Source organism: Copranaerobaculum intestinale (assembly GCF_009831105.1).
GTDB classification, from domain to species: Bacteria; Bacillota_I; Bacilli_A; order Erysipelotrichales; family Erysipelotrichaceae; genus Copranaerobaculum; species Copranaerobaculum intestinale.
The window spans coordinates 137,714-157,429 of the sequence record NZ_WUUQ01000001.1 but is presented as its reverse complement, the minus strand read 5'-3'; the positions used below and the strand labels follow the sequence as shown (position 1 = coordinate 157,429).

General features: G+C 42.6%; 21 protein-coding genes. 14 read left to right on the top strand and 7 right to left on the bottom strand.

Going from position 1 to position 19,716, the window contains the following annotated elements:
• The first annotated feature begins 71 nt into the window (after nt 1–71).
• The 7 genes from GSF08_RS00760 to GSF08_RS00730 all read left to right on the top strand — a co-directional run bounded on the left by GSF08_RS00760 (nt 72) and on the right by GSF08_RS00730 (nt 7,581).
• Nucleotides 72–1,007, top strand: a complete 936-nt coding sequence (locus GSF08_RS00760) for a tocopherol cyclase family protein (protein ID WP_160623968.1) — start codon at nt 72–74, stop codon at nt 1,005–1,007.
• Between the two features lie 186 nt (nt 1,008–1,193).
• Nucleotides 1,194–2,084 carry an Hsp33 family molecular chaperone HslO gene (gene hslO / locus GSF08_RS00755; protein WP_160623967.1) on the top strand — a complete coding sequence of 297 codons (891 nt, stop codon included), beginning with the start codon at nt 1,194–1,196 and terminating at the stop codon, nt 2,082–2,084.
• Nucleotides 2,071–3,087, top strand: coding sequence for a tRNA dihydrouridine synthase DusB (gene dusB / locus GSF08_RS00750; protein ID WP_160624675.1), 1,017 nt, complete (start codon nt 2,071–2,073; stop codon nt 3,085–3,087). The genes hslO and dusB overlap by 14 nt, the downstream gene beginning before the upstream one ends.
• Nucleotides 3,088–3,168: 81 nt before the next feature.
• On the top strand, nt 3,169–3,816 hold the full coding sequence (locus tag GSF08_RS00745; protein WP_160623966.1) for a hypothetical protein: 648 nt from the start codon (nt 3,169–3,171) through the stop codon (nt 3,814–3,816).
• A 400-nt stretch (nt 3,817–4,216) separates the two neighbouring features.
• Nucleotides 4,217–5,704 (top strand): lysine--tRNA ligase, encoded by a 1,488-nt coding sequence (gene lysS / locus GSF08_RS00740; protein WP_160623965.1) that lies wholly within the window; start codon nt 4,217–4,219, stop codon nt 5,702–5,704.
• Between the two features lie 396 nt (nt 5,705–6,100).
• Nucleotides 6,101–6,589 carry an MGMT family protein gene (locus GSF08_RS00735; RefSeq protein ID WP_160623964.1) on the top strand — a complete coding sequence of 163 codons (489 nt, stop codon included), beginning with the start codon at nt 6,101–6,103 and terminating at the stop codon, nt 6,587–6,589.
• A 590-nt stretch (nt 6,590–7,179) separates the two neighbouring features.
• Nucleotides 7,180–7,581: a MerR family transcriptional regulator gene (locus tag GSF08_RS00730; protein WP_160623963.1), complete on the top strand. Its 402-nt coding sequence runs from the start codon at nt 7,180–7,182 to the stop codon at nt 7,579–7,581.
• Nucleotides 7,582–7,602: 21 nt separating this feature from the next.
• Here the strand turns inward: GSF08_RS00730 and GSF08_RS00725 are convergent, their stop codons facing one another.
• Entirely contained in the window at nt 7,603–7,878 is a 276-nt protein-coding gene (locus tag GSF08_RS00725; RefSeq protein WP_160623962.1) for a DUF1905 domain-containing protein, read from the bottom strand.
• Nucleotides 7,879–7,994: 116 nt separating this feature from the next.
• Here GSF08_RS00725 and GSF08_RS00720 point away from each other — a divergent pair, with 116 nt between their 5' ends.
• The 3 genes from GSF08_RS00720 to GSF08_RS00710 all read left to right on the top strand — a co-directional run bounded on the left by GSF08_RS00720 (nt 7,995) and on the right by GSF08_RS00710 (nt 11,145).
• The gene (locus GSF08_RS00720; RefSeq protein WP_160623961.1) at nt 7,995–8,315 is read left to right on the top strand and encodes a hypothetical protein; all 321 of its coding nucleotides are present in this window, start codon (nt 7,995–7,997) and stop codon (nt 8,313–8,315) included.
• Nucleotides 8,316–8,395: 80 nt separating this feature from the next.
• Nucleotides 8,396–9,685, top strand: a complete 1,290-nt coding sequence (locus GSF08_RS00715; protein ID WP_160623960.1) for an adenylosuccinate synthase — start codon at nt 8,396–8,398, stop codon at nt 9,683–9,685.
• Between the two features lie 32 nt (nt 9,686–9,717).
• Nucleotides 9,718–11,145, top strand: coding sequence for a DEAD/DEAH box helicase (locus tag GSF08_RS00710; RefSeq protein ID WP_160623959.1), 1,428 nt, complete (start codon nt 9,718–9,720; stop codon nt 11,143–11,145).
• A gap of 135 nt (nt 11,146–11,280) precedes the next feature.
• Here the strand turns inward: GSF08_RS00710 and GSF08_RS00705 are convergent, their stop codons facing one another.
• On the bottom strand, nt 11,281–12,459 hold the full coding sequence (locus GSF08_RS00705) for an aminotransferase class I/II-fold pyridoxal phosphate-dependent enzyme (RefSeq protein ID WP_160623958.1): 1,179 nt from the start codon (nt 12,457–12,459) through the stop codon (nt 11,281–11,283).
• Entirely contained in the window at nt 12,456–12,944 is a 489-nt protein-coding gene (locus GSF08_RS00700) for an Lrp/AsnC family transcriptional regulator (protein ID WP_160623957.1), read from the bottom strand. Before GSF08_RS00700 ends, GSF08_RS00705 begins: the two co-directional genes overlap by 4 nt.
• Before the next feature lie 364 nt (nt 12,945–13,308).
• Between GSF08_RS00700 and GSF08_RS00695 the strand changes: the two genes are divergently transcribed.
• Complete coding sequence (locus tag GSF08_RS00695; protein WP_160623956.1) at nt 13,309–14,157, top strand: hypothetical protein; 849 nt, start codon at nt 13,309–13,311, stop codon at nt 14,155–14,157.
• Here GSF08_RS00695 and GSF08_RS00690 read toward each other — a convergent pair.
• The gene (locus tag GSF08_RS00690; RefSeq protein WP_160623955.1) at nt 14,149–14,766 is read right to left on the bottom strand and encodes a YigZ family protein; all 618 of its coding nucleotides are present in this window, start codon (nt 14,764–14,766) and stop codon (nt 14,149–14,151) included. The genes GSF08_RS00695 and GSF08_RS00690 overlap by 9 nt on opposite strands.
• Nucleotides 14,767–14,880: 114 nt before the next feature.
• Between GSF08_RS00690 and GSF08_RS00685 the strand changes: the two genes are divergently transcribed.
• The 3 genes from GSF08_RS00685 to GSF08_RS00675 are packed head-to-tail and all read left to right on the top strand — an operon-like array spanning nt 14,881 to nt 17,497.
• Nucleotides 14,881–15,732, top strand: a complete 852-nt coding sequence (locus tag GSF08_RS00685; protein WP_160623954.1) for a DegV family protein — start codon at nt 14,881–14,883, stop codon at nt 15,730–15,732.
• A 17-nt stretch (nt 15,733–15,749) separates the two neighbouring features.
• Nucleotides 15,750–16,616 (top strand): DegV family protein, encoded by an 867-nt coding sequence (locus GSF08_RS00680; protein ID WP_160623953.1) that lies wholly within the window; start codon nt 15,750–15,752, stop codon nt 16,614–16,616.
• A gap of 32 nt (nt 16,617–16,648) precedes the next feature.
• Entirely contained in the window at nt 16,649–17,497 is an 849-nt protein-coding gene (locus tag GSF08_RS00675; protein ID WP_160623952.1) for a DegV family protein, read from the top strand.
• A 64-nt stretch (nt 17,498–17,561) separates the two neighbouring features.
• Here the strand turns inward: GSF08_RS00675 and GSF08_RS00670 are convergent, their stop codons facing one another.
• From GSF08_RS00670 to GSF08_RS00660, 3 genes are all read right to left on the bottom strand, one after another.
• Nucleotides 17,562–18,251 carry a DUF2461 domain-containing protein gene (locus GSF08_RS00670; protein WP_160623951.1) on the bottom strand — a complete coding sequence of 230 codons (690 nt, stop codon included), beginning with the start codon at nt 18,249–18,251 and terminating at the stop codon, nt 17,562–17,564.
• Complete coding sequence (locus tag GSF08_RS00665) at nt 18,248–19,096, bottom strand: RNA polymerase sigma factor (protein WP_160623950.1); 849 nt, start codon at nt 19,094–19,096, stop codon at nt 18,248–18,250. Before GSF08_RS00665 ends, GSF08_RS00670 begins: the two co-directional genes overlap by 4 nt.
• Nucleotides 19,097–19,198: 102 nt before the next feature.
• The gene (locus tag GSF08_RS00660) at nt 19,199–19,633 is read right to left on the bottom strand and encodes a GNAT family N-acetyltransferase (RefSeq protein ID WP_160623949.1); all 435 of its coding nucleotides are present in this window, start codon (nt 19,631–19,633) and stop codon (nt 19,199–19,201) included.
• Between the last annotated feature and the right edge of the window lie 83 nt (nt 19,634–19,716).

Here is a 19,716-nt window from a genome sequence, read left to right as displayed (position 1 = left end):
CAACTAAGACGCACGTAAGTGCGTTTTTTTATGGGTCATACTTTAAGCGCTTTTTTCATAAAGTAATGTAGATGAAAAATATAACATATGAACAGGAGCTGCAGCTTCATGAATCCCTGAAGATACCATTTTTTGAAGGATGGTATTTTCGTTTTGTCAGTGATGAATTTTCGGCGGCGATCATTCTTGGAATTGCGAGAACCGCAGAAAATCAGGAAGCATTTATTCAAGTCTTTCATACTGAAGCACAGATCATGGAAAAAGCATCTTATAATCAGGATGAATGGCGGTATCAGGCAAAACCGTTTGAGCTTCATATAGGACGCAGTGTATTTCTCGGAAATTATCTTCATATTGAAGATACAAGACTTTCTAGAGTGTTTGATTTTCAGTTTCAAAATGCTGTTCATATTCACCAGAGTGTTTACGCGCCTACTATTATGGGTCCATTTGCTTATCTGAAAAATATGCAGTGCAATCATGCCATTATCAATCTTGGCAGCCGTGCTGTCTGTTTTATGGAAAATAATCAACAGATACTGAAGCGAAAAGGAATTGTTTATCAGGAAAAGGATTGGGGAACCTCCTTTCCTCAAAGATATATATGGGCACAGTCTAATTGTTGTGATGAGCAGCCAGCCGCGCTCTTTTTTTCCTGTGCAGCGATTCCGCTGGGGCTTTTTCATTTTACCGGTATCATTATGGTGGTGAAGGATCAGCATACAGAGTATCGTTTTGCTTCTTATCATGGAGCAGTTCTGACAAAAGCAAGATCTAATGAGAATGGCTTTTATCTGTGCATCCGTCAGGGTTTTTATCAGATCGAATGCACGATACGGATGAATACAGCCTTTCAGCTGGAAGCACCGCAGCAGGGAGAAATGAACCGCATTGTGCAGGAGTGCTTATTGGGTCATGTTGATCTGTATATATCAAGATGTGGAAAACGTATCCGTAAGCTCACATTTCATCATTGCGGCATTGAGAATGATCATTTCTTTTCATAAGGATTGAGCTTGGCAAGTTTTTTCATGTTCAACGCAATACAGAAAATTCGCAGAAGCATAAATGATTTGTGAAATGGCTAATGCTTGAGAATTATTTTAATATACTGATGATCTGCTTATTACATCAAAGTCGTGATTTTTTTAGGAATATGGTATACTTATACATGCTTAAAAGGATGTGAAGATATGGAAGATCAATTAATAAAAGCATTGGCATGCGACGGACATGTCCGAATTTATATATGTGCTACAACGTCCATGGTAGAAGAAGCGAGAACACGCTTTGATATGTGGCCGACAACAGCTGCAGCGCTTGGACGTACACTAACGGTCGGTTCTATGATGGGAAGTATGCTGAAAAGTGAAAAAGAGCAGCTTACAATTCTTATCAATGGCGGCGGACCGATTGGGACCATCATGGTAGATGCGTACAGTGACGGTCATGTACGCGGTTTTGTCAGTGAACCGCATTGTCATTTTCAGTATGAAGAGACCGGTAAATTGGCGGTTGGTATTGCGGTTGGCAATGCGGGTAATCTGGAGGTTATCAAGGATGTCGGAGGGCGCGATAACTGGAAAGGCACCGTCCAACTGCAGACCGGTGAAATCGGTGATGACTTTGCTTACTATTTCACAGTGAGCGAGCAGACGCCTTCTGCAGTATCAGTAGGGGTTCTCGTAGATACGGATAATCATATTCTTTCCGCAGGCGGCATGATATTACAGATGATGCCGGATGCAACTGAGGAAGATATTGCGGTCTGTGAAGAAGTATTGAAGCAGCTGAAGCCAATGTCGACAATCATTCATGAGGAAACTGATCTGGAAATGGTATTGCATGATATGTTTGGTGATGTAAAGATCTTATCTAAACAGCCGGTTGCTTTTCGCTGTGACTGCTCCCATGCAAAAATGAAACGGGTGCTGACTACCCTTACCAAAGAAGAACGTATGCAAATGATCGAAGAAGACCACGGCTGTGAGATTACCTGTAATTTTTGCAACGAACGATATCAATTCAGTGAACAGGAGCTGCGCGATTTGGAGGATTTCATTGATACTTATGGGAGAACATAGCTGGAAAATCGGCAACGTTGAAATTGCCAATCAGGTAGTCATTGCACCGATGGCTGGTATCAGTAATATTGCTTTCCGTCATATCTGCAAGAAGTTTCAGGCCGGATTGATTTATACGGAAATGGTCAGTGACAAGGCGCTTTATTATCAAAATGTCAAAACACTGGGGATGACGCAGGTGGATGCGATCGAGCACCCGCTAACCATGCAGATATTCGGCAGCGATATTGAGACGATGGTGTATGCAGCGAAGCTGCTGGATACTCAAACGGCTTGTGATATCATCGATATCAATATGGGATGTCCGGTAAACAAGGTAATTAAGAGCGGTGCGGGCAGTGCCCTGATGCTGGATGAAAATCATGCGGCAGCGATTGTAAAAGCAGTGGTGGAGGCAGTCCGAAAACCGGTTACCGTGAAAATGCGGATCGGTTATGATGATTACCATTTAAACGGTGTATCCATGGCGAAAAAACTGGAAGCTGCCGGGGCATCGGCATTAGCGGTACATGGACGAACCCGCAAACAGATGTATGAAGGGAAGGCTGATTGGAATGCCGTGAAAGCTGTCAAGGATGCGGTATCTATACCGGTGATGGTAAACGGCGATATCAAAACGCCTCAGGATGCACTTGCCGCATTGAAGCAGACCGGCTGTGATGCGGTAATGATCGGACGTGGGGTGCTCGGTGATCCATGGGTCATAAAACAAACAGTGGAATATTTGGAAACGGGGAAAATACCTGAAGAAGCATCCATGGATGAAAAATTCCGGCTCGCGCGTGAACATGCCAGTCGCTTGTGCGACTTAAAGGGAGAAGCTGTCGGAATGCGTGAAATGCGCGGTCATGCAGCCTGGTACGTAAAAGGACTGCATCAATCTCATCGGCTGAAGGATGCCTTAGCTCATATGAATACATACGAAGATTTGGAAACAATCCTAAATGATTATGAAAAACAAGAAGAAATAAGAATAAGAAATACGGAAATTGGCAATATCTAACTTTGCATTTCTTTACAAGCATTTTCACATACGATATACTTAAGTTATATAAACCCAATCAAGGGGATAGAAAGGGGTCGCATGATGAAAAAGTTTTTCAAAGTTTTTTTCGTGGCAGCGATGGTGCTGTCATTAGCCGCATGCGGAGGTAAAGATTCTACCGATGCACAAAAGAAAGCGGTGAATACCTTCTTCACATATATGAAGAAAGCGGATTTTGATAAAATCAAAGGTATTATGACGGATGATGGATACAAGGATGTAGAGGATCTGCAGAAAATGGCCGGTTCCAGTTTCGATGAAATGCTGGACGCAGAAACTTATGGGGATGAAGCTGCGAAATCTGCCCAGAAGTATATAGACTATGCTTTTGAAAAATTATTTAAGGATACAAAGATCAAAGAAGTAGAAGTCAAAGACGGGAAAACGATTATTAAGGTAAAAGGGAAAATGGCTTCCTTTGATGAATTGAAAAATATTGAATCTTCTACGGAGATACAGAACCTGGCAACCGATTTTGAGAATAATGAAGAAAATAAAAAGCAAGCTATGGAAATTTATTTAAGTCAAGGTCAGGATGCCATGATGAAGTATATTTATAACAGTATCATGCCGAAATTCTTTGAGGAAGCAATCAAGTTGATCGACAAGAGCAGCTATAACACATATAACGCTACGTTTACGCTTATTGAGAAAGACGGGAAATGGCTGATCGATAATATCAAATAAAGAATACAATTTGATATTATAAAAAATTGAACGGTATATCAGAGGGATAAGCCGTTCTTTTTTATGAAATTCTTAGAGTGCTTAGGATTTGATAATTGTGGTTGACAAAGCATTGAAAGCAATTTATAATGCAGATGTTAATATGGCTGTGAAGAGAGAGTAGCATGTGTGAAAGCATACAAGAGAGTCCCGGATGGTGGAAAGGGATGTGCAGAAGCCTTGTGAAATAAAGACTTGGAGCCTTCCTGTTAGGACGTTTCATTCACGTTACGAATAACTTTTATAAGTTGCTAAGACTGCAGCGGGAGACCGTGCAGTGAAGTAGGGTGGTACCACGATCTAAGCTCTCGTCCCTAACGGATGAGAGCTTTTTATATGTGAAAGAAAGGATGTAGAACTCATGGAAGAATTAAACTTAACCGATCAGGAACAAGTAAGGCGCGAAAAGCTGAAGTTCCTCGAAGAAAAAGGAATTGCTCCGTTTGGGCACCGCTATGACCGTACGCATAAAAGCGGTCAGATCAAGGCGGAGTACGAGCAGTTTTCTAAAGAAGAATTAGAAGAAAAACATGTTGAAGTAAAGGTAGCCGGCCGTATTATGACAAAGCGTATGATGGGCAAGGCAGGATTTATGCATATTCAGGATCTGGACGGCCAGATTCAGGTATATGTTCGCAAGGATGCGATTGGCGAAGAAATGTTTGAGGTATTCAAAAAAGCCGACATCGGCGATATTGTCGGTATTGAAGGCTCAGTGATGAAAACAAATCACGGAGAGCTTTCAATCAAAGCAAGAGAATATACACATCTGTCCAAAGCGCTGCGTCCGCTTCCGGAAAAGTTTCATGGTTTGCAGGACGTTGAAGAACGTTACCGCCGTCGTTATGTAGATCTGATCATGAATGAAAGAAGCCGTCAAATTGCCTTAACCCGCCCAAAAATCATCCGTGCGCTGCAGGAATATCTGGATGGTCAGGGTTATGTAGAGGTAGAAACGCCGGTGCTGCAGCCGATCTTGGGTGGTGCGAATGCGCGGCCGTTTATTACCCACCATAATACGCTGGATATGGAATTCTATCTGCGTATTGCAACTGAGCTGCCGCTGAAGCGCTTGATTGTGGGCGGATTGGAAGCAGTTTATGAATTTGGCCGACTGTTCCGCAACGAAGGCATGGATACGAAGCACAATCCGGAATTCACGACCGTGGAAGTGTATAAAGCGTACTCAGATATGGAAGGTATGATGGAGCTGACCGAAGGTATGATCGATTACGCAGCGAACAAGGTATGCGGAACTACCGAGATCACGTATCAGGGAAAAGCGATTTCACTAAAAGCACCGTTCAGACGTCTGCATATGGTGGATGCAATCAAGGAAGCATGCGGCGTTGATTTCTGGAAAGAGATGAGTGTAGAAGAAGCATTGGAACTGGCGAAGAAACACAACATTGAGGTTGAGAAGCATGAATACTCAGTGGGTCATATCATCAACAAGTTCTTTGAAGAATTCTGTGAAGATAAGATTATTCAGCCTACATACGTATATGGCCATCCGGTAGAGGTTTCACCTTTGGCGAAAAAGAATCCCGATGATTCACGCTTTACCGATCGTTTTGAATTATTCATTGATGGCAGTGAATACTGTAACGCATTCACGGAATTGAACGATCCGATCGATCAGCGTCAGCGTTTTGAAGCACAGATCGCGCAGAAGGAACTGGGTGATGATGAGGCTTGTGAAATGGATGTTGACTATGTAGAAGCCCTGGAATACGGTTTGCCGCCGACCGGTGGTATGGGTATGGGAATTGACCGCTTGGTGATGCTGCTGACGGATTCCGATAGCATCCGCGAGGTGCTGTTATTCCCGCACATGAAGAACAAATAAGTAAAGTAATACGCTAATGCGGCTTAAATAAAGGGAAATACAGTTATATCATGTAAAATGAAAAACGGTATTTACACCTGATTTACACCACAATAATACATTACAAAAACACTGCAAAATTCATAGATTTTAAAGGGCGTTGGTTTTAACCAATGCCTTTTTCAATATGTTTCAAGCGACGCATGCTGAATTGCTGTGACAGAAATAGGATTTGGTTTCAAACGATACTCTTTTTATGATGCTGTTAAAGTATCCTAGTGATTTAGTAAAAAGCTTAGCCTGCATAATTCGCATAGGGAATCATGTATTCCAACATACAAATTTATATTTATTTTAAAACTGCCTCATTGCATACCCATAGAAAGTGTTGTATGTTTTACTTAGGAGGTGGATGTCATGGCAAATGAAGATCAAAAAGATTTTAATGTAATGCTGAAAAGAAAAAATGGAATGCCTAAGATTCAGATTATTGATGATGATGCATCGATCAAAAAATATGGGGGAAACAGAATGTATTTTGCTCCGCCGATTGATTATGATATGGTTATGAAAAAGATACCAAATGGCAAGGTGATCACCGTGGGAGCGATTCGTGAATATTTTGCTAGGCATCATGACGCGGACTTTACCGATCCGATCACAGCCGGTATTTTTGTATCAATCGCTGCCTGGGCCAGTCATCAGCGTGATGAAGATAAAACACCGTATTGGCGAACTTTGAAAGCAAAGGGTGAACTGAATCCCAAATATCCGGGTGGGGTTGTGAAGCAACGCAGTCTATTGGAAGCGGAGGGACATGAAATTATTCAGCGTGGCAGAACGAATCTACGCTATTATGTCAAAGATTATGAAAATGTATGTGTGAATCTTGAGGAGCTGCTGTGAAGGGCTTCGTCAGAAGCAATCAAAGCTTGTCATTATGCGGCTTAAACTGAATATCGTGCTCAATGTATCTGGATAATTTCTGCATGGGATGCGGCGGAGCAGGAAACCGGCCTTGTAAAATAGCTCGATGCAGTCTTAAACATAATCATGTTCAATACTGTTCCTATTGTGAGAAGTATCCTTGTGACATCTGAAGCAGAAGAAAACTATGCTTCTTTTTCAGTCACCGACACCGTCGTGCAGATTTAAAGCACATCGTCGAGAACCGCCAGGATACTTACCATACAGAACAGCAGAAAAAAGAAAAAATAGCACTTTATTTGTTGCAGGAATGCAGCGACTGATGCCGAAAAAGCTTCTATTGTCAGGCAGTTAATTTATTAAGCTTATTTGATTTGCAAATAGTAATGAAAGATATACAAGATAAAAAAGTAATGAGGATTCGATAAAAGAACGTGCGGTTTTTCTGGTACACAGCCTTAAAACACTGTCATAGCGATCCAATATAGATAAAAATTGCGAAAAAAGAAAAAATGATTGACTTGGAGTGAGCTCCAGATGTTACACTATCATCAGATAGAGGTGATGGTATGACGATTAAAGAGGTAAGTTTAAAATTTAATTTATCTCCGGATACCCTTCGTTATTATGAGCGTATCGGTCTGATTCCTCCGGTTCCCCGCAGTACCGGTGGAAATCGTGATTATGATGAAGAATCCTGTAACTGGGTAGAATTCATCAAATGCATGCGTTCATCAGGACTTCCCATCGAAGCCCTGATTGAATATGTCCATTTATATCAGCAGGGTGATTCCACATTGGATGCGCGGCTTCAACTGCTGAAGGAACAGTACGAACTATTGAATGAGCGGATTACAGAGATGCTCGCGACGCAAAAACGGTTGGAGGGCAAGATTGAGCACTATACCGAGCTATGTGCGGTGGAAATGAGCTCTTGCGGTTTATCTGACGGAACAAATGCTATGAAATAAAATAAAAAATGAGAGCATTTCTCATTCTTTTTTGACTCGTTCTTGAATGGTTACGCGGACGGTGTCACCTGGCTTTTTTTGAATCACGGCGCGGATATTTTTTCGGATACCGATGATATGACAAGGGGTTTTCATACGCACCAAAGAACCCTGATAGGGATAGCCGTCAAAGGTTGCGTAGATGGATACCCGCTTCTTTCCAAATACCGCTTCAACATCAAACGGGATTTCCACATAGGCGCCGTCGATATTTGCGACTTTTTTGATTACGGCATCAAATTCAAATATTTCAGACATTATAGCACCTCCTATTCACTCTGAATAGGATACCCTAAAAACCATGAAAAGACACGGTTTTCTTGTCTTATATGGAAAACTCGCATATAATTATGATGTTGAAAAGGAGGTATCCTATGCCTTTAACAGTGGATACAGGACCGCGTATTTATCTGGAAATCGATAATCACAGCGATACTGAAATGCATGCGCATTTTACATGGAGTACAATGGATATGGAACAATTTTTAATTAAGAATGAAAGCAGCGATACGGTAATTTTAAAAAACGGAAAAGAAACTTTCACTTTTGATCATAACTGCAATCATATCATGCTTTCGATTTTGCAAGCAGATTTAGAAGTTTTTCAAGCTAAGCTGGAATCATACACAGTCTCGCGAACCTATACGATCAGCGGGGCAAATGGGGTTTATGAATGCACTTCACATGAGAATTAATGAAATCATTTACATGTTGAAATAAACGGTACATACCTTTATAATGGTAAAGGATTGTTGTCCGAAAAAGGAGAAGCATCATGTCAGGATATGTAGTAGTTGGGACCCAATGGGGCGATGAGGGAAAAGGTAAAATCGTCGATGTTCTGGGTGAAAAAGTAGATTATGTTGTACGTTTCCAGGGCGGAAACAATGCTGGTCACACGGTTATCGCAAACGGTGAAAAAACCGTGCTGCACTTGTTGCCTTCCGGGGTTTTACATAAGCAGGCAAAATGTATCATCGGCCCAGGGGTGGTAGTTGATCCATTCGTTTTACTGGAAGAAATTAAAGTATTGGAGGATCGCGGAATTGATACCTCCCACATTTTTTTAAGTGACTGCGCGCATTTGATTATGCCGTATCACATCAAACTGGATGAATTGCAGGAAGAACGCAAAGGTGATAAGAAAATCGGTACAACGAAGCGTGGTATCGGACCTTGTTATGCTGATAAATATACACGTATCGGGATTCGGGTCGGCGATCTCGTCGATTGGAATATTTTTAAGGAAAAACTGGCTGATACCTTAGCGATTAAGAATGAACAGATCGTTAAGTTGTATGATAAAGAACCTTATGAATATGATGAACTGCTGGAGAAATTCCGCGATGTCCGTGAAAAGCTGCTGCCGCGAATCATCGACAGTGTAGTTGAAGTAAACAAAGCACTGGATGAACATAAATTTGTACTATTCGAAGGTGCCCAGGCAGCAATGCTGGATATTAACTACGGAACCTATCCATATGTAACCTCTTCTTCACCTACATCAGCCGGTGTGTGCGAAGGCGCAGGAGTTTCACCAAAGAAATTAGACCGCATCGTCGGTATTGTCAAAGCGTATTCGACCCGAGTGGGAGAAGGACCTTTTGTGACCGAGCTTTTCGATGAAGACGGCGAAACGATCCGCAATAAGGGAAATGAATTCGGAGCTACGACCGGACGTCCGCGCCGCTGCGGCTGGCTGGACATGAATGTAGTTCGTCATGCGGCGATCATCAATGGCTTGACCGATCTGGTCATTACTAAGATTGATATCCTGAGCGGATTTAAGAAACTGCCGATTTGTGTCGGCTACGACATTGACGGTGTGATGTATGAATCCATTCCTGCTTCTTTGGAAAAAGTATATCGTGCAAAACCGGTATATGAAGTATTGGATGGCTGGGATGAGGATATTTCTACTGTTCGTTCCTATGAGGAGCTGCCGGAAAATTGTAAGAAATATCTAAAGCGTATTGAAGAGCTGGCAAAAACACGAATCAGTATTGTTTCGGTTGGACCGGACCGTACGCATAACATTTATATCAATGATATCATAAGTAAATAATCCCGGTCATACCGGGATTTTTTGGAGGTTTTATGGATTTTAAACAACTTGGATTAAAAAACGAATTGCTTCGCTCTTTGGAAAAACTGCAGTATACGAACTGCACATCAGTTCAAGAGAAAGCGATCCCCTGCCTTCTCAATAAACAGGATTGTATCATTCAAGCAAGAACGGGAAGCGGAAAAACCGCTGCATTCGGGCTTGGTATTTTAGAACAGCTGGATTGGAATACAAGATTGCCGCAAGCGTTAATTCTGGCTCCGACCAGAGAGCTGGCACTACAGATTCAGGAAGAATTAAAAGCGTTGGGTATTTATCAGAAGCTGCGCAGTGTGCTGCTTCTGGGACGGCAGCCGTATAAACGGCAGATGGAACAGCTGAAAGATCACTGTCATTTGGTGATTGGTACTCCGGGCCGTGTGAAGGATCATATTGACCGCGGTTCATTCAAACCGGATCAGATACAGACAGTCGTGCTGGATGAGGCCGATCAAATGCTGAATATGGGATTTATCGATCTTGTACGCGATATTTTAAAGCTGCTCCCCAAGAAGCATCAAACCGTACTTTGTTCAGCGACCATGCCGGAAGCGGTAAAAAAAATTGCCGATGATTTTCTGCAGGAACCGATCTGGATTCAAGCTGAAGCAGCATCCTCTCTGCAAATTCATCAATCTGTTGCCTATTGTGATGAAGCACAGAAGGCTGAGCTGCTAGCTAGACTGCTGGCATATGAGCAGGTTGAAACAGCAATGATCTTTGCTTCTACGCACGAAGCGGTTGACGAGCTTCACGATATCTTGTTGGGGCTGCATTACAGCTGCGGGAAACTTCATGGGGGAATGATGCAAAATGATCGGCTTGCGGTGATGGAAGATTTTCGCCGTGGAAAGTTTCGTTATCTTGTAGCAACCGATGTAGCAGCACGGGGCATTGATATTGCTTCCTTGGCAATGGTCGTGCATCTGCACCTGCCGCGCTCCCGGGAAACCTTCGTGCATCGGATGGGCAGAAGCGGACGCATGCAGGAAACTGGTCAGTCGGTATTGCTGGCTGCCTTTCGAGAGAAAGCATATATAAAGGAAATGTTTGAGAAAATGGGTCTGATATATGAAGAAAAGGATGTCGAGGCACTGATGAACACCGCTCTCGATGAATCACAGCTGCGCTTCGTATCGAATCCTCCAAAAACCCGCACGACCAAAACCGATATCATTCGTGAGGACGTTATGCGCCTTCATTTGAACGGCGGAAAGAATAAAAAAATTAGAAAGGGTGATATCGTCGGGGCAATTTGTGAACTGGATACGATAAGCGGAGAGGATATCGGTGTAATTGAAATCAAAGATAACGGTTCTACCGTTGACATTTTAAACGGTAAGGGGATGGCAGTGTTAAAGCATTTGCAAAACGTTACCATTAAGGGTAAAAAGCTGCGGATTGAAAAAGCACGTGATTGAGCTTGCAGTATATTCTGTATGGAAGCTTTTTAAGATTTAAAATGATATAAAAAAGCATGGTTTTTAATAAGATCACTTTTATAGTATTCAGCAAGTTCATTCCCGCTGCCCACTTGAAAGTGATCTTATCATCATTCATGCTTTTTCTTTTTGATATTTTTTCATGAAAATTTCAATACGTGCTAAGGCGGCTCGTATTTCCTCAATACTGTAAGCATAGGATACTCGAATATATCCTTCTCCTGCTTGTCCGAAAGCAGTACCTGGAACGCAGGCAACTTTTTGTTCCTTCAGCAGCTCCTCGCAGAATTCATCAGATGTTAATCCGGTTGGCTTGATACATGGAAATATATAAAAGGCACCCTCCGGCATATGCGTCGGTAAACCGATGCGATTGAATCCCTTTACGATATAATTACGGCGTTGTCGGTAAGCTTCTTTCATTTCCGCGACATGCTGATCACCGTGCCGCAATCCTTCAATTGCTCCATATTGGGCAGCGGAAGGTGCTGACATGATGATATATTGGTGTATCTTGTTCATCGCCATAGCAAACACTTCATGAGCACACAAATAGCCAAGCCGCCAGCCGGTCATCGCAAAAGCTTTTGAGAAGCCGCTGATAACGATGACCTGATCCTTGATCTCAGGGAAATTAGCCGGTGAGCAGAAGGCATCGTCATAGGACAGCTCTGCATAGATTTCATCACTGATGACGATCAGATTGTGTTTCTTGATGATCGGAACCAATTCTTTATAGTCATCGTAATTCATCATGCCGCCGGTTGGATTGCTTGGAAAGTTAATCAGCATAGCTTTGGTCTTATCGGTGATTGCCGCTTCCAGCTCAGCTGCTGTCAGTTTAAAATGATTTTCTTCTTTCAGTTCGATGAATTTGGGAATAGCGCCAGCCAGCTGAACTCCCGGCTCATATGCGACGTAGCATGGCTGTAACAGGATCACTTCATCGCCTGGATCAACGACTGCCCGCAGGGCAATATCAATCGCCTCACTGCCGCCGCAGGTAACCACAACATTTTTGATCGGATCATAGTCTAAATGGAAACGCCGCTTCTGGTAACGGCAGATTTCTTTGCGCAGCTCCAAAAGTCCCTGATTTGCTGTATAAAAGGTTTTCCCGCTCTCGATTGAATAAATCGCAGCTTCGCGTATATGCCATGGTGTATCAAAATCCGGTTCACCGACACCAAGGGAGATAACGCCCTCCATCTCATTAGCGAGATCGAAAAACTTACGGATACCGCTTGGCTTGATTTCCTGCACATGTCTGCTTAAATATTCTTTGTGATTCATGGCGTCATAATCAGCCGTTCATCCGGCTTGCTTTCTTCATCAAAAACTACGCCGTTCATTTTGTACTGCTTCAGTACAAACAGCGTTACGGTTGATTTCACATGCTCAATGCATGCGAGCTTTGCTCCGACAAAATTGCTGATCTCCTGCATGGTCTTACCGTAGATAATTACGATAAACTCACTCTTGCCGCTCATCAGATACATGGTATCGACCTCTGGAAAGCGGTAGATATTGCTGGCAACGCGGTCATAACCAAATTCCCGTTCCGGAGTGACCCCGACTTCGATCATGGCCATCACCCGTTCCTGATTTGCTTTATCCCAATTAATAACGGTATGATAGCCGCAGATAATTTTGTTTTTTTCCAATTCATCCATTGTATGAATGACACTCTCTTCATCAGCCAGCAGGATATCTGCGAGATCTCTGGTTGACATACGCGCATTTTTTTCAAGCAGCGATAAGATAACTTGTTCTTCCATTTCATCACCTTTTCTATAAGTATGTATATTTTACCTCTGGATAAAGTATGTGTAAATAAAAAGATATCACATTGTTCACTGTCGTTCTTTATAGATTGCATACCTGTTGTTTTTGTTTGATTCTTTCAAATAAGCAAAAGAATGTAACATTTCATGAATTTTGTCGAAAAATTAAGAAAAACCTGCATTTTTATTCGTTAGCGCTTACAAAATATCGGAAATACTATTGAAGTTCGCATTCTTTAAAGGTAAAATAAGACTAGAACATGGGGTAATGAATACTTTTTAACATAGCACAATACAATATTAGCAAAGTATGTACTGCTGAATGGATGATGCCAGTCAGGGAAAGGAGGGATATTGTATGGCGATTTATGATATCCTAAAAGAATTGAAAGATCAAAGAGAAAGTGAAACAGGGGTATGTTCCTTCAATGGCTATCTGGAAGATTATCTGGGAATGCTGGAAGAGGATGAACGCAATCAAGATCTTCTATCAGTTCTGCAGGAGATCTATGAAGAAGATGACAGTCTTCGTATCTGTGTCGATCTAGAGCTGAATATCAATAAAGAGGCGATTGCCAATCAAATTATTCGCTATAAGGATTCCTTTAAATTACCGCATGGTGAGATCAAATGTCCTTACCTGATCTATGGCAAGAGTGATGATATGCAGCGGGGACTGATTTTGAAAACCGGAGATAGAGAGGCTTATATTCTTGCAAAAGCATTATATTATGTCATCAGTGAACCGGAGAATGAATTTGAGGGCACTCGTAATGAAATTATTTCAATGAATATGAATCAGGATAACCGGGAGCTGGTGCGTAAAACGGTTCAGCGCTTCTTTATGAAAAAAGAAAAAGCCGGAATCGTACAGCGTTCACTGGATCGTACGGTATTTAACAGCTATGAAGAAATGTACGAAACAGCCGCAAAGATCGGAAGCGATCAGATGGAGCATTTGAGCGAACTGCTAAAGGATGCAGAAAATAAGGAACATGCGATCAATCAAATGATTGCGACTTGGTTTCTTTTGAAGAAATTTTCTTATGTGCAGTATATGATGGATAAAAATACATTGAATACGATTCATGAGGGAAATGTAAAGAAACAGCGGCAGGTCGCAAAAGAGAAATGTGATGCAATAGCCTTTGTTTCGTATGCGGAACTTTGGAAATTATCGAAAGAAATAGAAAATGGCTCAGTCTGAGCCATTTTTTTTGTATATCGTTTCTACGGTGACGGTTTCCAAAAAATGGGGCAGGCAGCGTCCGCTGGTTATTTCACTGAATTCATTTTCCCATGATTGATCACTTTGATATTGATAATAGACCTGTTCTTCATATTGTTTATCGATCACTTCAATCTCATGGCTGGCAAAAAAATAATCCAGCTTACCGATAAGATCATATGAAAAGGTGAGCTGATAACGGTTCATAGTGCGGGTTTCGGTCAGCACCGCATGCTGAATTGCTTCACTGACACTTCCGCTATACGCACGGATTAATCCGCCGGTGCCTAACAATGTACCGCCGAAATAGCGTACCGTAACGGCCACGATGTCCTGAAGCTGATGTCCCTTCAGTGTTTCCAGCATCGGCAGCCCGGCCGTCCCATGCGGTTCACCGTCATCGTTGGATCGCGTGAGCTGATCTTTGATAATCATCGCGTAGCAGTGATGGCTGGCATCCGGATGAGCACGCTTGATTTCCAACAGAAAATCCTTTGCATCAGCTTCACTGAAACAACGGTGCAGGTAACAGATAAACTTAGATTTTTTTATTTCCGTTTGATTCCAGACATCCTCTTTGATTCGCATACGATCACCAGCTTTATTATAACGGTTTTTCAGATGCTTGCAAAGAATAAGTTTGACAATCAAAGCGATAATGATATAATAGTCCCGACCAAACGTGTCATAAAGGAGATTCATATGAGTCAGATAAGAATTGTAACCGATACGACATCAACTTTGACTTTTGCGGAAGCAAAGGAATACGGAATTGATTTAATACCGCTTTCCGTTGTATTACATGACGAGGAATATAAAGACGGAGTAGATATGAATGCTGAGGCATTGTATAATAAGTTAGGACAGGGAGAAGTTCCGACGACTTCACAGCCCAATATCGGATTGGTAGAAGAAGCGATGATGAAATGGCGGGAAGCGAAAGACGACGCGATTATTATCATTACGATTTCATCCGGATTGTCCGGAACCTATCAAGGTTTTTCATTAGTGAAAGAACAGTTGGGTATGGATCAGGTATATCTGGTCGATTCTAAAACTGTCGCAGCTCCGATTCGTGATGCGGCGCTGAAAGCAAAAGCAATGGCTGATGAAGGCGCTGATGTTGATGCGATTTTAGATATGCTGGACAATTGCTTCAACAATACGATATCCTTTCTGTATCCCCATGATCTGGTACAGCTGAAACGGGGCGGCAGAATATCACCGGTAGCGGCAAACATGGCGAGCTTATTGAAAATTAAACCGCTGCTGTTTCTTTTGCCGGATGGTTCCGTAGTAGATAAATTCGGCATGGCCCGTACTGAGAGTAAAATTTTTGATATGGTCCTTGATCATTTTCTCGAACAGGGAGTTACAGCCCAAACCCATAAATTGTATATACCGCATGCTTTGGCGGCTGATACAGTGGATCGTTTTCTGAAAGCGGCAGCGGCAAAATTGGGAAATATTGAATATGAAATTTTGGCACTGCCGGCAGTACTCACCTGTCATGGAGGACTTGGCTGCATTGCCATACAGAGCACGATCCGTTAGGATCAGGAGGAAATAGTATGAAAACAGCGATTATTACAGACAGCGGCAGCAGTTTGAGTGAACAGCAGGCAAAAGAACTGGGAATTTTCTATCTGCCGCTTCAGGTGATGAATGGTACGGAAACATTATTAGACGGGGTTGATCTGGATCAGCGCATGATCTATCAGTTTTTGCATGAAGAAGCGGATTTATCCACTTCTCAGCCTCCGATCGGTATTCTGGAAAGTGTCGTCCAGGATATCAAAAAACAGGGTTATGATGAAGCAGTTGCGGTCACGATCTGCCCCGGTCTGTCTTCAACGATGTCTACATTGCAGGCGCGGTGTAAATATATGGAGCTTCCGCTGTATGCCGTGAATACCTTCACGACTTGTTTTGTCGAACAATATTTGGCGGTGAGCGCCAAAAAGCTGGCTGATCAGGGAATGTGCGGGACAGATATCAAAGCTCGGCTGGAAGCGAGCATATCGCACAGCGATACCTTGATCGTGCCTGACGATCTTCAGCATTTAAAACGCGGCGGACGGCTTACTCCGCTGGCTGCGGCACTGGGCGGTTTGTTGAAAATTAAACCGATTCTGAAGCTAAATGCGTCCTCAGAAGGAAAGATTGATGTTTTCGCAAAAGTGCGGACGATGTCAAAGGCTTTGCAGATGACAGTTGATACTTTTAAAGAAGCCGATCTGGATGAACGCTATATTCTGTATATTCTGCATACGGATGCGTCAATAGAGGGCAGAAAGTTCTATGAACAGATGAAAGAGGCCTTCCCTTTGACAGAAATTGTTTTTGATCACATCGGACCGGTGATTTCTGTTCATACGGGAATCGGATGTATGGGGGCACAATATATTCGCAAGGTGGATTTTGAAGATAATCTGTGAGATAATACTGAACAGAAAAATGAGGTGGATGCATGAAAACAGCGTTTGTTACAGACAGCGGTACCGGTAAAACAATCGAAGCGCTGACAGCGAAGGGGATCTTTTCGGTTCCTTTACAGATCAGCTTTGATAATGTGAACCGCAACGATCTTGAAAATATAACACTGCCGGAAGTCTTTGATTTGATCCGGCAGGAAAAAATGCTGACTACCAGTCTTCCTTCACTAGGAAGAATTACCGCATTGTTTGAACAGTTGAAGGCAGACGGATATGAACAAATTTTTGCCGTACCGATCTGTAATGGCTTATCCGGAACGATATCTGCGATGGAGATGATCGCCGCACAGGTTGGGATCGTATTTGATTATCTGGACTGTTATGTGACAGCGGTGGTACAGGAATATCTAATTGAAAATGCCAAGCGGATGCACGAGGCAGGTATCGCCCTTTCAGCAATTAAGGAGAAACTTGCGGCAGTCGTAAAAACGACCGATACGCTGCTGCTTCCTAACGATCTTCAGCATCTGAAGCGCGGCGGACGGCTGACCCCGCTGGCCGCGGCACTGGGCGGTCTATTAAAAATTAAACCGATTCTGAAAATTAATCAGGAAACAAACGGTAAGATTGATGTGGTTGGAAAAGTACGTACGATGCATCGGGCCATGGATGAAGCTATCAACATCATGAAGCAGGAGGGTGTAGATGACAGCTATTGGATCACGGTTGCCCATGCGGATGATGAAGCTGAAGCGAAAGTGCTTCAGGAAAAACTCAAGACAGCGTTTCCAAATGCCCAGCATTCCCTGATTCCTCTCGTCTCGGTGGTTTCTATTCATACCGGACGCGGCTGTCAGGCAATTCAGTATTTCAAAAAATTATAAAAAAAGCAGGAAGCTTAAGCAAGCCCGAACCATGAAATGGGGGATGCTTCACCTTCCTGCTATTTTATTGCCGTTTTGGCATTTCAAATCCAACCAAAGCAGTATTTAAAAAATCATTGAATGGTTTTATGATCTCGCAAAGCTCTGCGCTTTTCTGAAGAAATTTCATATCGTTTTTTACCAGATCATCTGACAAAGCGTATTCAATATACCAGCTTTTATGTTTCAGATAATCGCCATAGGGGTGATTTTTATCATATCCGCGCGGTACATTTTTCAGTTTGGTTCCCTTTAGCTGAAAATATGATGCGAATTGCGGATCAGAAAGGATCGCATCAAAGGCTGCTCCGTGTTCATTCAAATAATTGCGGATACGCATCGTTGCATCCTGAAACATATCTGCGAAGAGTCCACCGCAGATCATCGTTTCTTGATGAGGCTTTATTACGATATAGTAGCCTACCGGTATTGGCAGTTTTCCCTTCGCTGCGATGTGAGCACGAAAAGCCGGCAGATAAGGCGATACATCATGACTGAAGCGGGTATCGCGCACCATTTTAAAGGTCAGCGTGTGCGGATCAAGCAGCGGGATGGAAGCATCAAATTTGCTGATTTCAACAATGAGGTCCTCAAGAAAACTTTCGAACGCTGCTTCCGCTTCCTTACGTTCCTCTTTATGCGCATGATACCATTCTCGATCGTTGTTTTCCTGGAGCTCCTGCAGGTAGTTCAGTATCGTTCTTGTATTGCTCATACGGTTTCCTTATAGGTGCGGATTTTCATCATCGCATCTGAGCTTACAAGCTTTTGTATAAATTGCTTTGTTTCAATCGGTGATTGATAATGCGGCAAGTTTTCAAAGATATCCATTTGTTCATCAAAAACCTCCATCGCTTCTGTATATTCTTCCAGCAGGGAATGGTTCAGTGTTTTCAGATGAGTGAATTCCAATCGGGCAGGATCGAGACGATGGGTCTTGATTGCGTATCCCACTCGTTTAAAACAATCGCAGGAGCCTTTTGCCAAACCGCAGTTCGCTTGTAGAAAATCAGCCATTTTATGACGTGCCCGTGATAGCTTTTGACGGTAATTTTCAGGACTCATATCCAAGATTTCGGCAGCGATGCGGCTGTCAAAATGAAACATCGTGCCAAGTATGTAAATACAGCGGCTCTGTGCATCAAGACATTGAAGCATGACATTCGTACAGGACAGCTTGAGTTCATTTGCCAGAGCCTGGCGGTCTGCTCCAAACAGCAGTTCATTGTCATCAGGCAGATATCCGGCACGGATATCATTGGCATAATACTCAAAATCCAGCGGATGTTGGGCAAACATTGATTTTTTGTAGTCGATCAGATAACGTACGGCTATCCGATAGACCCAAGTTTGAAAGGCAGCCTCCTGACGGAATGCTGATAAGTTGGTAATGACCTTTATCAGAATATCCTGTGAAGCATCTTCTGCATCAGCGGTTAATCCCAGCATTCTTAAAGATAGATTGTAAATTGGGTCCTTGATTTCCCGGATGATCTCCTCCAGGGCGGTACTGTCCCCGTTTACCGCTTTCAAAATCGTTTGATTGATGGATTTGTTCATAGAAATCTCCTTTCAATAGATTAGACGGCTGGTTTTCATCATTGTGACATATTTTTAGAAGAATTCTATCGCTTGTTTTAAAATATACCATGATTCTAATAACTAGCAGTCCTTATAAAAGGAATATCCCTTTTTACGGAAGCCGAATTGCTCATAGAACCGATGAGCTTCTTTTCGCTGCAAACCGCTGTTCAAAGATATTGATGCTATGCCGCTTTTTCGCGTATATGCTTCTACGGCCTCCAACAGCTTTGTGCCGATTCCTTTCCCCTGATAAGCATGCTGAACTGCGAGTGCGGTTACACGCAGATAGTTACCCTCAAGCTCGTATGCGATTTCCTCGCTAAGACCGACAAAGCCGACAGTTTTTTTCTGAACCTCCGCAACCAGTGTATGACATGTATCATGATGTTGAATCTTTTCCAGTCTAGCATAAATCTTTGCTTCGCTATTTTCTTTATAACCAAGCTCATTCATAATCAATTGACTGATTGCTGAATAATCACATGCTTTCATTTCGCGGATCAAAATTTTCATAAGATGCCTCCTTAATAGCTTCAGTATACACCCAGCAAAGCGCGGGCAGCCATTTTTATCGAAGATTTTCGTTCACGATCATT

Excerpts from the sequence above, each read along its gene's own strand:
- GSF08_RS00760 (WP_160623968.1), top strand. The coding sequence starts at position 72 with ATGAAAAATATAACATATGAACAGGAGCTGCAGCTTCATGAATCCCTG.
- GSF08_RS00670 (WP_160623951.1), bottom strand. The coding sequence starts at position 18,251 with ATGAGCAATACAAGAACGATACTGAACTACCTGCAGGAGCTCCAGGAA.
- GSF08_RS00715 (WP_160623960.1), top strand. The coding sequence starts at position 8,396 with ATGTCAGGATATGTAGTAGTTGGGACCCAATGGGGCGATGAGGGAAAA.
- GSF08_RS00725 (WP_160623962.1), bottom strand. The coding sequence starts at position 7,878 with ATGTCTGAAATATTTGAATTTGATGCCGTAATCAAAAAAGTCGCAAAT.
- GSF08_RS00675 (WP_160623952.1), top strand. The coding sequence starts at position 16,649 with ATGAAAACAGCGTTTGTTACAGACAGCGGTACCGGTAAAACAATCGAA.
- GSF08_RS00700 (WP_160623957.1), bottom strand. The coding sequence starts at position 12,944 with ATGGAAGAACAAGTTATCTTATCGCTGCTTGAAAAAAATGCGCGTATG.
- GSF08_RS00690 (WP_160623955.1), bottom strand. The coding sequence starts at position 14,766 with ATGCGAATCAAAGAGGATGTCTGGAATCAAACGGAAATAAAAAAATCT.
- dusB (WP_160624675.1), top strand. The coding sequence starts at position 2,071 with ATGGGAGAACATAGCTGGAAAATCGGCAACGTTGAAATTGCCAATCAG.
- GSF08_RS00735 (WP_160623964.1), top strand. The coding sequence starts at position 6,101 with ATGGCAAATGAAGATCAAAAAGATTTTAATGTAATGCTGAAAAGAAAA.
- GSF08_RS00710 (WP_160623959.1), top strand. The coding sequence starts at position 9,718 with ATGGATTTTAAACAACTTGGATTAAAAAACGAATTGCTTCGCTCTTTG.
- GSF08_RS00685 (WP_160623954.1), top strand. The coding sequence starts at position 14,881 with ATGAGTCAGATAAGAATTGTAACCGATACGACATCAACTTTGACTTTT.
- GSF08_RS00730 (WP_160623963.1), top strand. The coding sequence starts at position 7,180 with ATGACGATTAAAGAGGTAAGTTTAAAATTTAATTTATCTCCGGATACC.
- GSF08_RS00720 (WP_160623961.1), top strand. The coding sequence starts at position 7,995 with ATGCCTTTAACAGTGGATACAGGACCGCGTATTTATCTGGAAATCGAT.
- GSF08_RS00705 (WP_160623958.1), bottom strand. The coding sequence starts at position 12,459 with ATGAATCACAAAGAATATTTAAGCAGACATGTGCAGGAAATCAAGCCA.
- GSF08_RS00695 (WP_160623956.1), top strand. The coding sequence starts at position 13,309 with ATGGCGATTTATGATATCCTAAAAGAATTGAAAGATCAAAGAGAAAGT.
- GSF08_RS00745 (WP_160623966.1), top strand. The coding sequence starts at position 3,169 with ATGATGAAAAAGTTTTTCAAAGTTTTTTTCGTGGCAGCGATGGTGCTG.
- lysS (WP_160623965.1), top strand. The coding sequence starts at position 4,217 with ATGGAAGAATTAAACTTAACCGATCAGGAACAAGTAAGGCGCGAAAAG.
- hslO (WP_160623967.1), top strand. The coding sequence starts at position 1,194 with ATGGAAGATCAATTAATAAAAGCATTGGCATGCGACGGACATGTCCGA.
- GSF08_RS00665 (WP_160623950.1), bottom strand. The coding sequence starts at position 19,096 with ATGAACAAATCCATCAATCAAACGATTTTGAAAGCGGTAAACGGGGAC.
- GSF08_RS00660 (WP_160623949.1), bottom strand. The coding sequence starts at position 19,633 with ATGAAAATTTTGATCCGCGAAATGAAAGCATGTGATTATTCAGCAATC.
- GSF08_RS00680 (WP_160623953.1), top strand. The coding sequence starts at position 15,750 with ATGAAAACAGCGATTATTACAGACAGCGGCAGCAGTTTGAGTGAACAG.